Genomic DNA, 12697 nt, shown 5'->3' with positions numbered 1-12697 from the left:
TGAGAATTCATATTTATCAAAATCGAAGTGATTGAAATTTTAAATCGTCTGTGATCTAAATCAATATAAGCTGTGATCAAATAGACGCAAGCCATCATTCATAAGGATTTCAGAGATGTTTGCTTATTTTTTGAAGAGCGGTAATTTTAGGGAAAAACTGAACTTACAAGAATCTTTAAATAGAAGTTGCATATGCTCATAGCAACTTTACAGCTAAGTTAGTCGTCCAGCAGTAGGATAATGTTGTGGAGAGTTAACCGCTTGAGCAAGCGAGCTGAGCATCAAAATCTTAGTCACCCGAACTTTAAGCCTGATATCGTTACTTTGGAAAACTGAAACATCAACTTAAGAAATAAATGTTCAGTTAAGGTAATAAAATTGAAGCCAAAATACGGGTGCTTTTTCGACAAAATTTATCAGGGACTTAGGCTGAAACGAGGGTTAATGTCTGAAAATTATTGAAATCCAAGAGAGGCATCCATGAAAGTCAATCAGAAACTAGTGCAGCGCTTATTGTTATGCCTTACGCCTTTAGTTACTGGCTCGGTATTCGTTGCATTACCAGGCTTGGCTGCTACTCTAGCTACTTCTCAGGCAACTCTAGAGTTTAGCAATTTTAGCCATAACCCTCTCACCATTGAGACCGCGAAAACCTCTAATACTTCGCCGAGTACCAATACCAATAATAGTCAAGTTGTTACCCAATCCCAATCGGATGCGAATTTTACCATCGACTCATCTCGTCCCTCTGGAACAACAGCCTTCAGTCAATCTCTCAGTACAGTTCAGGGAAATGGAAGTGACTACTCGGGGACGGCGCAAAGTTCTGCAAGACTAGCCGGTTACAACTTCAGCGTTGGAGCAGGCGAAACATTTTCTCTGGACTTTCAGGGATTGTTAAAGCTAAACACTAGCGTGGATTCTGACTCTGAAGTGGCAAATGCTTTTGGAAGTATAGCGTTCCAGTTATTTGATGCTAATGACTTGAATAATCCCTTAGCATTCTTAACCCTTACCTCTGGATTAGATTCTGTCAATAGTAGTGATTTTCTCCTTGATCCATTCAATAGCTCAAACATAACATTTCTACCCAGCCAAACAAGTTTTACAAGGTCATTTGGAGGAAATCAAGAATCAGCTAATGCTAACTTTACAGGTCAATTATCTATATTCTTCAACAATACTACTCAGCTCATTTTAAGGGAATTTAGTTCCAATTCCGCAGGAGCCTCTTGCCCTAATCGATAAGCTCTTTAGAAGATTAATGACGGCTATAATTTATTAATTTCCAATAGTTTCAGGTCTCAATGAGGACATGCGTTGCACTTTGAGCGACCGACCGATACGAGTCGCTCAAATTCTTGCTGTGTTCTGGATGACCCAGTTTCCCTTGGGAGGCTTTTGCCTTTCCAACCTTTTTCATTTACATATACGCTATTTACATTGAGTTACTATTGAAGCCAGTAGGCAGTATTCTAAGAGCAACATTCAATCCGTCCCCAGAACTATCGGAATAACAAAAGTTGCTAACCCCAAAATAGCCGCTTTGTCGGCGTTGTATTTCAGTCTTGGAGGCTGGTTTCCAAGCCCGCCATAAACATCAAAAAAAACAGACCCACCGTATCGAGCAGGACAATCGCCTCATCCCCCGCCACAAGACCGAGTCCGTTCGGGTCTACCACCACATCCGCCAAGATTCAACCAACAATCCTAGTAAGTCGCAACCGCTCAAACAGCTAGATTTCTTCTGGTCGATCGCTCAACTGTACCACGGTGGCAGAGATACAGACTCGACTGTTTCACACCGTGGGGAGATGACTTAGACCCTCCTAGCCAACGATTCTGAACGGTATAAGTTAATTCGCTCGAAATCAGAGGCTCTTGATTCAAGAATCTTTAGACTTACGCAACATAAAAATTTTGACGAGGAAAAAATCATGTTTGACAGTGGGGGAATAGCACTGGAAAGCAGTAGCTGGATATCGTGGTTGGCACAGGTGGCTCCATCCGCTACCGATATTGACACGGCAGAGAAAGCGGCTCTGGTCTTTAGTGGGCCCAAATTTTTTACAGCGTTGCTGTCTGGAGTATTGTTGGCGTTCGGCTTTCAGCTATTGTTAACCAACCTCTCCGTTGCCCTGGGTATTTCTTACTTGGGGCGTCCATCCCATTCAGATTCAGATAAAGATGATGACGAAAGCCTGGGCGGTACGATTCGCAAAATTAGCACCGGTGTAGGGGTTTGGACGGTGGTGACTGTTACCATTGCCCTATTCATTGCCTGTTTCTTGGCGGTGAAACTGAGCTTATTTGATCGCTGGTGGTTCGGAGCGATCGTTGGTCTAGTGATTTGGGCTACCTACTTCTCACTCTTGGTTGTGGTCAGTGCGACCACCGTGGGTTCTCTCGTCGGGTCAGTCGTCCATGCCGCAATTTCCGGCTTTCAAGCGATTGTGGGGACGGCTACTGCTGCGATTGGCGGTGGTGTTGCCAGTCGGCAAGTGGTGGCTACAGCTGAAGCCGCTGCTGGTGCTTTCCGCCGTGAATTGACCTCAGCCATTGACCCGGTAAGTATTCGGGAGAACGTTGAGGATTACCTACAAGCGCTGCGGCCTCCAGAGTTAAATGTGCAAGCCATTCGCTCTGAATTTGAAAACTTACTCAATGACCCGAATTTGAGGGAAATTGCTAAGAGTGGCAACCTCCGCGATATTGACCGGCAGACGTTTGTGGATTTAGTGAGCAGCCGTACTGATTTATCCAAACGGGATGTTAATCGGCTTGCCGATCAGCTCGAAGCCGCTTGGAAGAAAACGGTGAACCAGCTACCCCCGCAAAGAGATGCAATGGGGGAATTGGTCGATTACCTGAAAAATTCTACGGCACAGCAACTGCTAGGACGGGACTTTAGTCAGAAGCTGGACGAACTCGTTGGAGAATTGCGCCAACGCCGTCAGTCCCAGGAGAAAGAGCAACAGCCTGCTGGTCCGGTCGCTCAGGCGATGACGCTGGGGGTGAACAGCCTGATTGGATTGGTGATGGGACGAACCGATCTGTCCGATTTGGATGTGGAAAAAGTGGTCGGTCAACTGAAAAAGGTCAGAGACCAAGTGGGTGACCAAGCGGGTAAAATTACCGCTCAGGTGAGCAGTGATACATCGGTTTTACCGCATAGCACGGTTCGGACAGATGTGGAAGACTACCTGCTCAATACTCCTGTCTGGAAGATGACGAATCGGGTCATTCTTGAGCGGGAGTTTAGGGATGTACTTTATGACCCAGCCGCTGACCCAGGAACTGTAGCTGATGAATTGGAGCCGTTGAATCGGTCAGATTTTGCAGACTTGCTGCAACAGAAGGGTCTGTTTACTCAGAAGCAAATTAGAGACATTTCCAACTCGCTAGAAGCGATTCGGTTGGAGGTTTTGACTGAAGCGAGGGCGGCTCAAGAGCGAGGGCGAACGCTTGCTCTATATCACGAAGTGGAACAATATCTGCTCACGACTCCCAAAGAAGACCTAACTCCAGAAAAAATTCAGCTCCATTTCAAACCGATTCTGGAAGACTCAGATGCGGATTATGGAGACCTGAACAATCGTCTGGCTCAGTTCGATCGCTCTACCTTGGCTAAGATGCTGAGTCAGCGCCAGGACTTAACGCTGGAGGAAGCGGACGCGATTATCCCTCAGTTAGAACGAGCACGCGATCGCGCTTTGGTTGAATCTCAGGAACTCCAAGAAGCTGCCAAGGCACAAATTGAAGCTCAGTGGCTCAAAGTTCAGTCCTTACTACGCGACACCGGCAAAGCCGAACTCAATCCCGATCACATTGAGCGGGAGCTGAAAATGGTTTTGGATCACCCAGGAGCAGGATTAGCTGCCCTTCGGGCGAGAGCTGCTCGCTTTGACCGCGATACGTTGGTGCAGCTATTGAACCAGCGTCAAGACCTAAGTGAAGAGCAAATCAATCAAACGCTCGATCGCATAGAAAGAGGGTGGACTCGTGTCAGTCACGCACCCCAACAAATCGCAGGAAAAGCTAAAGAGCAATACGACCAAGTGATGTCGTCTATTGCCGATTATCTGCGGTCTACGGGTAAAGCCGAACTCAACCCCGAAGGTATTCAGCGAGACTTAACCCGATTGCTGGAAAATCCGAGAGCGGGTGCTTATGCACTCAGATCACGTTTGGCGCGTGTGGATCGGGATACCTTAGTCAAGTTGCTCTCTCAACGTCAGGATTTGAGTGAGGAGCAAGTCAATCAGATCATTGACCAGGTACAATCCACAATTCGCAACATCGTCAAAGCACCCCGACGTCTTGCCAGACGGACTCAGCGTCAGGTACAAGATTTCCAAGGTGCGATCGCTGATTACCTGCGTTCGACTGGGAAGGACGAACTCAATCCCGACTCGATTAAGCGTGATGTTCAGCTACTGCTGCATGACCCCCGTGCTGGAATGTCGAGTTTGAGCGATCGCTTGTCTCACTTTGACCGGGATACCCTGGTAGCGCTGTTGTCCCAACGGGAGGATATCTCGGAGGCAGATGTAAACCGCGTGGTCGATCAAATCCTGGGCGTTCGCGACCAAATGATGGCACAAATGCGCGATTTGCAACTCAGCATCCAGGCCGCCGTTGACCGAATTTTTGCCAAAATCCGCAACTACCTCAACAGCCTGGATCGCCCTGAACTCAACTACGATGGCATCAAGGCTGACCTGCGCAAGTTGTTTGATGACCCCGGTGCTGGGTTTGAGGCGATGCGCGATCGCTTGAGTCAGTTTGACCGGGATACTTTAGTTGCACTCATGAGTTCCCGTGAGGATATCTCGGAAGCGGATGCCAACCGAATCATTGACCAATTTGAGCGTACCCGTAACAGCGTGCTGCACCGCGCAGAACGTCTGCAACAGGACGCCCAACGACGCATTGAGCAGGTCAAGCATCAAGCTCAGCGTCAGGCAGAAGAAACGCGGAAAGCCGCAGCATCGGCGGCTTGGTGGCTGTTTGGCACGGCATCCGTTTCTGCGATCGCTTCAGCCGTTGCGGGAGCTTTAGCGGTTGCTGGGTAAAGTTTGAACCAATTAGCTCCATTTCATTTTATAAATCGAGCCTCTTCCTTGGGAGAGGCTGGTTTTTTTTTAGCGCTACACCCTTTGTCAGAAGCGTAGTCTCTAGGCTTTGAGTACGTTTAAGAAGCACCCAATTTTAAAAAAAATTTATGAAACGCTTAATTGGCGGGGGATTATCTATTCTCCTAATCTCTGCCACGGTTGTACCTGCTGCCAGAGCTGATGTGCTTTCAGTGCCTAATGGCACACAGATGGACAGCACCTCAAAAGAAGCACATCAAATCACACCTTTCAATCTTGTCTATCGAGCTTATCGGGGTGAATTCTCCGAGCAAGGAATTCCCGGTTATACTCAGTTTCTGATGGCTTACCAAACTGGAGAACTGAGTCCCGAAGCTCTTGTTGAGAGTGCGGTGAAGGCAAACAGATTGCCAAATTCTAAGCTCTCTGACGAAAGTTACTTAAGCGCTGTCCAGTTCTTTCTCAGAGATTTAAGCCGGATGGAGCGATAGTAGACTAATCGCTAGCGATCGCACCGTCTAGCTAGGCTGTAGTAGCGGAAAAATTGAAAAGGCTGTGCGGTGTTCCTTAGCGAGATATGGATGCGATCGCGTCAGCTTGGTTGCAGCAAGCCTCTCTATCCTCTGTCTATTTATATAGAGAGGCTTGTTTGTTTAGGGCTTATAGCAGCCGAAGTGGGGTAATAAAGTCATTACCCCCAAGTTTATTAATGTCGCCAAACTCCAAAGCTTAGCTCAGATTTGACACTTGCGTTACTATGCCTGAATCACAAAGTCGCTAGCTGATAGTGTTGGATGACCTGTTAGCGTGGCGAACAAACCGCCTGACCCAAAGCCCGACGCCGAGCCATTGGGGTTGTAGAATAAGTTGCCATTTACAGAGTTGTAAATAATATCGGCACCGCTTGTTGCGGCTGCTGCATCGCTACCAACAATCGCAAACTCGCTAACGAGGCTAAAACCAGTACCGGCTGCACTGCTAATAGCTGTAAAAGTAGTCTTGTCTAGAAGAATCTTATCGGTATTGTGGACAAAGTCAGTGATCACGTCTTTACCGACAGAGGCACTCGTAAAGGCAGCACCTGTATCGTAAAGGAACCTATCACTACCACCACCACCCGTTAAGCTGTCATCCCCTGCGCCTCCAACGAATGTATCGTTACCTGTGCCACCGATGAGGGTATCCTTGCCATCGCCGCCATAAAGTAGGTCGTTGCCACCTTCCCCATACATTAAGTCGTTACCAGGTTCTGGGACGACGCTGTTACCCAAAGTATCGTTACCCTCACCACCATACAGGGTGTCGTTGTCGTAAGAGCCATCTAGCCAGTCGTTACCATCTCCTCCATAAATCAAGTCGTTACCCTTCCAAGCCACTAGGACGTCATTGCCACTATTTAGCCCGGTAATATCGCTCCCACCATATAGGGTGTCATTACCCGTCCAGCCATCTAGGTAGTCATCCCCTGCTTCGCCATACAGCTCGTCATTTCCACTATCACCGTATAGAGAATCCTTGCCATTGCCACCGTATAGGGTATCCTTGCCGTTGCCACCGTATAGGGTATCCTTGCCGTCGCCGCCATAAAGTAGGTCATTACCACCTTCCCCATACATTAAGTCGTCACCAGGTTCTGGGACAACGCTGTTACCCAGGGTATCGTCACCATCGCCGCCATACAGGGTGTCGTTGTCGTAAGAGCCATCTAGCCAGTCGTTACCATCTCCTCCATAAATCAAGTCGTTACCCTTCCAAGCCACTAGGACGTCATTACCACTATCCGTCCCGGTAATATCATTCCCGCCATATAAGGTGTCATTACCCTCCCAACCATCAAGGTAGTCGTTGCCAGTACCGCCATACATTTGGTCGTTGCCAGTACCGCCATACATATCGTCATCGCCAGAGTCATCATAGCCGCCGCCACCAAGGATATCGTTGCCCTCACCACCATATAGGGTGTCGTTATCTTGATTGCCATTCAAGGAATCGTTACCATTTTCGCCATACAGTGTGTCATTGCCACCATACCCAAGTACGCCGTCATTGCCCTCACCGCCGAATATCTTGTCGTTACCTCCATAGGCATAAACGAAGTCGTTACCAGCGAGAGCGTCGATAATTTCATCATTGTTAGTCAAGAAGATGAGGTCATCACCATTGGTAGGATAACTTGCCATTTTAATTGCTCCTTTTATTTCTAACTGATGTCCACGGTAGACGTTAGCCCATGAATGCAGTCATCAGTTCAATGCGGTTGATATTTACACTGAAGGTTAAGCTTCCTTTCCCTCCCGTCTGACTATTACTCAACTCAAACAGTCAGTGTTTTATGCAAAGCATCAAAAATTAATTTATGTAACAAACTGCATAAAATGCTGGTTCTTTAGGCTGAGTAATGAACAGAAGTTCCACAATTTAGTCCGCCATGAATAAATACTCAGAATGACGCCTATTCGTTAACCAGACACAACAGAAGTATCAGATCAATTCGGCTTTGGGTTATTTGAAGAAACGAAAATAATAGTGAACGCTCTATTCACGAGTTGCACTTCCAGTGGTACTTTCATGACTATGGATGAGCAACTTGAACAGCTAATCATAGAAGCAAGACAACACCCTCCCCAAACTGAGGAGTGGCGGTTGGCGTTAACGCAACTGGTCAAAGAAATTCTCCGATCGCGCAAAATTGGTCGTCCGCCTATTGGTCAACCTCTATCTGGTGTTTATCAGGAGATTTACGAGCAAGCACAACAGCAACTTTTACATAAGGTAGGTGAAGAACTTAGTAACTACAACCCAAAACGTATCCCTGTAAGAACATGGGTCAACACTCTGCGGAATCATGCTTTTAGAACAGTCTTGGATGATGTGCAACTCAAAAAGCTAGCCTTAGAAGCCCAACGGCACCCACCCTTTTCCGACTTACGACAACATGCTTTAGGGGAATTGGTGGAAGCCATTCGGCTATCGGGCAAGCTGAGCCGCCCACATCGCACAAGATTCTCCCCTCAGTTTTACGACCTGCTTTATGAGGAAGCGGTGAATAAAACCTTGATGTATGTCTGTCGGAAGATTGACAAATATGATCCCGAACGTGGTCAGGACAAAAAATTTATGACATGGGTCAATTTTCGACTTGATCGCGTAATTATAGAGACCAGCCGAGAATTCAAAGACCCAAAAATCGTAGATTTACCTTCACTGAGTAATTTGGAAGAGAGATTACCCTCTGATGAATCACCTTCATTGTTTGACAAACTTCGCGAATCTATAGAGGAGGATGCTAAAAATCTGTTTAAAAAGACACATATCCGAAATCGTTCTGATGCTAATTTCCAAGCTATAGCGCTAGCCAGATTTTCGGGTCAAAGCTGGGAAGAGATTTCAACGAACTTCAGAATACCTATACCAACATTAAGTAGTTTTTTTCAACGCTCTTGCGAAAAGCTTCGCTCCCATTTTAGTCAATAATTACCCCAGCTTCAAAGTTATTCTCCCCCTCAAAGAGGCAACATCAATGAACCCGAATCAATCCATTATTAACCCCACTCTTGAACCTTGGATTTTCACAGTTCCATTAGCTTTGGAGGCTCATGCGCGAGCACAGGAGTTCCGGCGTTACCACTCCAATCCTCACAAAGCCAAACAGGTTTATCTCAATACTCTGGCAGTGTATGCCGTAAATGTTTACCTACAATGTCGAGGATTTGAGACGAATTTAGAGAGAAGCGACAGTTGGAACCCCATGATGCAGATGCTGATGGATACGGCTGATTTGGCACTGAAAGATTGCGGGAAGTTGGAGTGTAGACCTGTGTTGCCAGATGCTGAGGTTGTTTGCGTTCCTCCAGAAGTCTGGGAACAACGAATGGGCTATGTTGTGGTGCAGCTTTCTGAGTCATTGAGAGAAGCAACGCTGCTGGGGTTTGTGGAAAAGGCGTCCAGCTCAAAGTTAGCTGTTAGCCAATTGCGATCGCTCCAAGAGTTGCCAGCGTACCTGAATAACCTGAATAAAATCAAACCCGTAGTCAACCTGAGCCAATGGTTTGAGGATATCTTTGAAGCCGGTTGGCAAGCTGTGGAAAGTCTTTTAGCCACCCAACCCACAGAACTAGCATTTAGCTTTAGAGGCGTCCCCCAAGCAGATATTAGGCGGTGCAAGCAGATTGAGTTGGCAACACCAGAGCGATCGGTGGCGCTGATTGTCTCGCTTAGTGGAGAATCAGAGCAGGACATGGATATTAGCGTAGAAGTGCAGCCGACAAACGGTCAAACTTATCTGCCCTCCAATTTACAGCTGATGGTGCTCAATGAGGATGGAGAAGCGGTTATGCATGTCCATGCGGGAAGCGATAATCAGACGATTCAATTGGAGTTTGGAGGGGAAGCGGGAGACCGTTTTGGCGTTAAGGTGGCTTTGGGTGATGTCAGCGTGACAGAGAATTTTGTCATTTAATAGAGCAGCGATGCCTTCAGGCAAACCGCTAGCTTTCAGCAACGGTTTCGCCGAACGCGTCTACGCTAGGAGGTGGCGATGAGAAAGTTAGTTGTACTCAAGCTGGATGGTGATTTCAAGCAAGGCTTTCGGGTGACTCTGGAAATTGGGTCAGAAGGCGATCGCCCGGAAGTCGAGATGCTAGGAAACTTGCCTCCCGCAACGGAACTTGTGGCAAAGTATAGCGGCTGGCAGTCAACCTATCGCCGTTTGGGAAAAGCTACTCGTATCATTAAAGCCAAAGGAGCTAGGATTGATGGTTCTCTCAAAACGAGGAAACAAGAGTGTCGTAACCAAGCCTTTGAATTTCGCGATCGCCTCAATACCTGGCTCAGAGCTGAATCTTTTCTGTCGATCCGAGAGAAGTGGCTAGAAAAAGTCAGCACGGCTGACGAGGTGCAGCTGCTGATTCGTGCCGACAGCCAGCAACTCTGGCAACTCCCCTGGCACCAGTGGGAATTATTACAGCGTTACAGCTTTGTGGAAATTGGACTCAGTTGTCTGGAGTACGAACGACCTCCAAGGGTTGAGATGCCTCCCCATCGCAACAAAGTCAAAATTCTAGCGATTTTAGGCAATAGCGAAGGCATTAAAGTTGAGGAAGACCGACAACGATTGGAGAATTTACCCAACGCCGCTACAACATTTCTGGTGGAACCGCAACGCCAGGAATTAAACGACCAACTTTGGGAGCAAGCTTGGGAGATTTTCTTTTTCGCGGGTCATAGTCAGACTGAAGGTGAAAGGGGGCGGATTTATCTCAACCAGACGGATAGCTTAACTCTTGACGAACTGAGTTTCGCCCTGAAAAAAGCGGTTGAAGGCGGATTACAGCTGGCGATTTTCAACTCCTGTGATGGATTGGGATTAGCCAGGGAGTTAGAACAGCTACACATCCCACAATTGATTGTCATGCGGGAGCCAGTGCCAGACCGCGTGGCACAGGAATTTTTGAAGTATTTTCTGGACAGTTTTGCTAGTGGCAAGCCTCTCTATCTAGCCGTGCAGGAAGCACGGCAGCGACTGCAAGGTTTAGAGGATGAATTTCCCTGTGCTAGTTGGTTACCAGTTATTTGCCAGAATCCGGCAGCTATGCCTCTGATATGGCCAGAATTGCCCGAACCTTCAACACCCCCAACATTACCCCTTTGGCATCGCTTCCGAAGAATCTTGGGAATGAGTTTAATTGTAACCAGCGTACTCATGGGTGTGCGATCGCTAGGGGTACTGCAAACTTGGGAGTTAAAAAGCTACGACCAGCTCATCCGTCAACGTCCTTCTGAACCAGCCGATTCTCGCATTCTATTAGTTGGAGCGGATGAAGAGGATATCCGTGAATACAAGCATCCCCTACCCGATGCCGTTCTGGCTCGGCTCATTGAAAAGCTGGAGCAATATCGACCTGTTGCGATCGGTCTTGATATGGTTCGCGACCAACCTGTACCGCCAGGTCATGAGTCATTGGTCACTCAGTTACAGCAAAATCAACGTCTCGTTACGGCGTGTGCGCTTGGCAGCAGCCCAGAAGATGCGATCGCTCCCCTACCCAACAGCCCAGCCAAACAAGTAGCCTTTATTGACTTAGAAAATGACCAGCCCGATCACACCGTTCGTCGCTATCTCCAATCTCGTAGCCCAAACCCAATATCTCCTCGTTCACCTTGCAAGACACCCTATTCCTTCAGCCTGCAACTAGCTTACCGATACTTAGAAGCTAAGGGCATCCCGGCAAAAACGACTCTAGAGAAAAACTGGCAGTTTGGCAGCGTTGTCTTTAAACGCTTAGGGTCTCGTAGTGGAGGATACCAAAACCTGGATGCGCGAGGAAACCAAGTGTTGATCAACTACCGTGCCGCCTCCCAGATTGCCCAGCAAGTTACACTCAAGGAGGTTTTAACCGGGAAATTGGAACCTGAGTGGGTAAAAGACCGAGTCGTTCTGATCGGCATTACCGCTGCGAGTGTTCAAGACTATCACGACACTCCTTACGGCAGAATGCGAGGGATGGACGTTCATGCACACATGGTGAGTCAGATGCTCAGTGCGGTTGAGGATGGACGCCCTCTGATTTGGTGGCTATCCCATTGGGGCGATACTCTCTGGGTATGGGTTTGGTCGCTGACGGGTGGAATAGTGGTTTGGATGGTGCGATCGCGCCAAGCCTATGCTACCCGATCGCCACTAATCCTGGTTCTGACGCTGACCCTCTCTGTCACGCTTTTATACGGATTGTGCTGGGCTTTCTTGCTCCAAGGTGGTTGGCTACCGTTCGTTCCGGCAGCATTGGCGTTAGTGATTACAGGGGGTGCGGTTGCCTATCCCCGATTTTCCAGCCGATAGCCGTAGTCAGCACTCCTTGTAGGAAACGACTCCTAAGCAACCCAAATAATGTTTATTTTTATAACTTTTGCAGAAATTCTAGAGCTTTTTTATTGAGTAGCTAGTGAGAGCCTAAAACATCAGCGATCGCTTTGAATCCATTACGCACAACTTAACTTAAAGAGCAAGGGTCTTGTATCTTCCCCCGTAGAGCAAGTCCCTTTAACGGTCAGGGAGTCTCCATAGCCAACCTTTACAACAAGGAGAGCCAATATGTCTAAGAATGTAGATCAACTTCCTGAAGGCGGATGGGGTATAAAACTCATGTCTCAGCTATCAGATCATTTGAGTTATATATCCACTCCTGATCAAAGAAATTGTCTATTAATTGTTAAAAATTATGAAGTAAAAGGTCTCAATCAGTCACCATATCTCCAAAAAGCTAGTATTTTAGAGCGTGGAATTGAGTATTTCAAGCCCATGAATGGATTGAAATATCCAAGTCAGCAACAAACCATCTGTGACAATCCCCTCCAAAAATTTTATCTGCAAGTTAGGACAGACCTCAAGGAGTTAGACCAGGTTTTGCAATGGTTCAATCAGTTAAGGCATCTGCCAATTTCTCAAACGGTTTTGATGCAGTGCCAACTCATTCTAGCCGAAGGTTTTACTAATGCTGTTCGCCATGCCCACAGAGGTTTATCTTGGCAAACACCGATTGAACTTGAAATAGCAGTGTTCCATGAACGCGTAGAGATGAAAATTTGGGATTATGGACAAGCAT

8 protein-coding genes and 1 pseudogene are annotated in these 12697 nt (G+C 47.3%); 7 read left to right on the top strand and 2 right to left on the bottom strand.

From position 1 onward, the window contains the following. The first annotated feature begins 480 nt into the window (after positions 1-480). On the top strand, positions 481-1248 hold the full coding sequence (locus V6C93_RS00180; protein ID WP_333474617.1) for a hypothetical protein: 768 nt from the start codon (positions 481-483) through the stop codon (positions 1246-1248). 246 nt (positions 1249-1494) lie between these two features. Here the strand turns inward: V6C93_RS00180 and V6C93_RS38030 are convergent. Next, positions 1495-1697: pseudogene (locus tag V6C93_RS38030) on the bottom strand (cation:proton antiporter); the annotation flags it as partial. Positions 1698-1937: 240 nt separating this feature from the next. On the opposite strand from V6C93_RS38030, the gene V6C93_RS00170 reads away from it, so the two are divergent. Both V6C93_RS00170 and V6C93_RS00165 read left to right on the top strand, forming a co-directional pair. Next, entirely contained in the window at positions 1938-5075 is a 3138-nt protein-coding gene (locus tag V6C93_RS00170) for a YrzE family protein (protein WP_333474615.1), read from the top strand. Between the two features lie 149 nt (positions 5076-5224). Further along, a complete protein-coding gene (locus V6C93_RS00165) occupies positions 5225-5587 on the top strand; it encodes a hypothetical protein (RefSeq protein WP_333474614.1) in 363 nt (120 codons plus the stop codon). A gap of 264 nt (positions 5588-5851) precedes the next feature. Here the strand turns inward: V6C93_RS00165 and V6C93_RS00160 are convergent, their stop codons facing one another. After that, positions 5852-7276 carry a calcium-binding protein gene (locus V6C93_RS00160; RefSeq protein ID WP_333474613.1) on the bottom strand — a complete coding sequence of 475 codons (1425 nt, stop codon included), beginning with the start codon at positions 7274-7276 and terminating at the stop codon, positions 5852-5854. A 394-nt stretch (positions 7277-7670) separates the two neighbouring features. Between V6C93_RS00160 and V6C93_RS00155 the strand changes: the two genes are divergently transcribed. The 4 genes from V6C93_RS00155 to V6C93_RS00140 form a co-directional block, all read left to right on the top strand. Then, complete coding sequence (locus V6C93_RS00155) at positions 7671-8570, top strand: hypothetical protein (RefSeq protein ID WP_333474612.1); 900 nt, start codon at positions 7671-7673, stop codon at positions 8568-8570. A gap of 46 nt (positions 8571-8616) precedes the next feature. After that, positions 8617-9555 (top strand): DUF1822 family protein, encoded by a 939-nt coding sequence (locus V6C93_RS00150; RefSeq protein WP_333474611.1) that lies wholly within the window; start codon positions 8617-8619, stop codon positions 9553-9555. A 78-nt stretch (positions 9556-9633) separates the two neighbouring features. Further along, positions 9634-11934 carry a CHASE2 domain-containing protein gene (locus V6C93_RS00145; protein ID WP_333474610.1) on the top strand — a complete coding sequence of 767 codons (2301 nt, stop codon included), beginning with the start codon at positions 9634-9636 and terminating at the stop codon, positions 11932-11934. Between the two features lie 252 nt (positions 11935-12186). After that, on the top strand, positions 12187-12697 hold a 511-nt coding region (locus V6C93_RS00140; protein WP_333474609.1), incomplete at its 3' end, for an ATP-binding protein.

The organism is Allocoleopsis sp. (genome assembly GCF_036703385.1).
Classification (GTDB): domain Bacteria; phylum Cyanobacteriota; class Cyanobacteriia; order Cyanobacteriales; family Coleofasciculaceae; genus Allocoleopsis.
The sequence above is the reverse complement of the archived record's forward strand: the minus strand, read 5'-3'. Positions and strand labels throughout refer to the sequence as shown.

Excerpts from the sequence above, each read along its gene's own strand:
- V6C93_RS00145 (WP_333474610.1), top strand. The coding sequence starts at position 9,634 with ATGAGAAAGTTAGTTGTACTCAAGCTGGATGGTGATTTCAAGCAAGGC.
- V6C93_RS00170 (WP_333474615.1), top strand. The coding sequence starts at position 1,938 with ATGTTTGACAGTGGGGGAATAGCACTGGAAAGCAGTAGCTGGATATCG.
- V6C93_RS00150 (WP_333474611.1), top strand. The coding sequence starts at position 8,617 with ATGAACCCGAATCAATCCATTATTAACCCCACTCTTGAACCTTGGATT.
- V6C93_RS00155 (WP_333474612.1), top strand. The coding sequence starts at position 7,671 with ATGGATGAGCAACTTGAACAGCTAATCATAGAAGCAAGACAACACCCT.
- V6C93_RS00180 (WP_333474617.1), top strand. The coding sequence starts at position 481 with ATGAAAGTCAATCAGAAACTAGTGCAGCGCTTATTGTTATGCCTTACG.
- V6C93_RS00160 (WP_333474613.1), bottom strand. The coding sequence starts at position 7,276 with ATGGCAAGTTATCCTACCAATGGTGATGACCTCATCTTCTTGACTAAC.
- V6C93_RS00165 (WP_333474614.1), top strand. The coding sequence starts at position 5,225 with ATGAAACGCTTAATTGGCGGGGGATTATCTATTCTCCTAATCTCTGCC.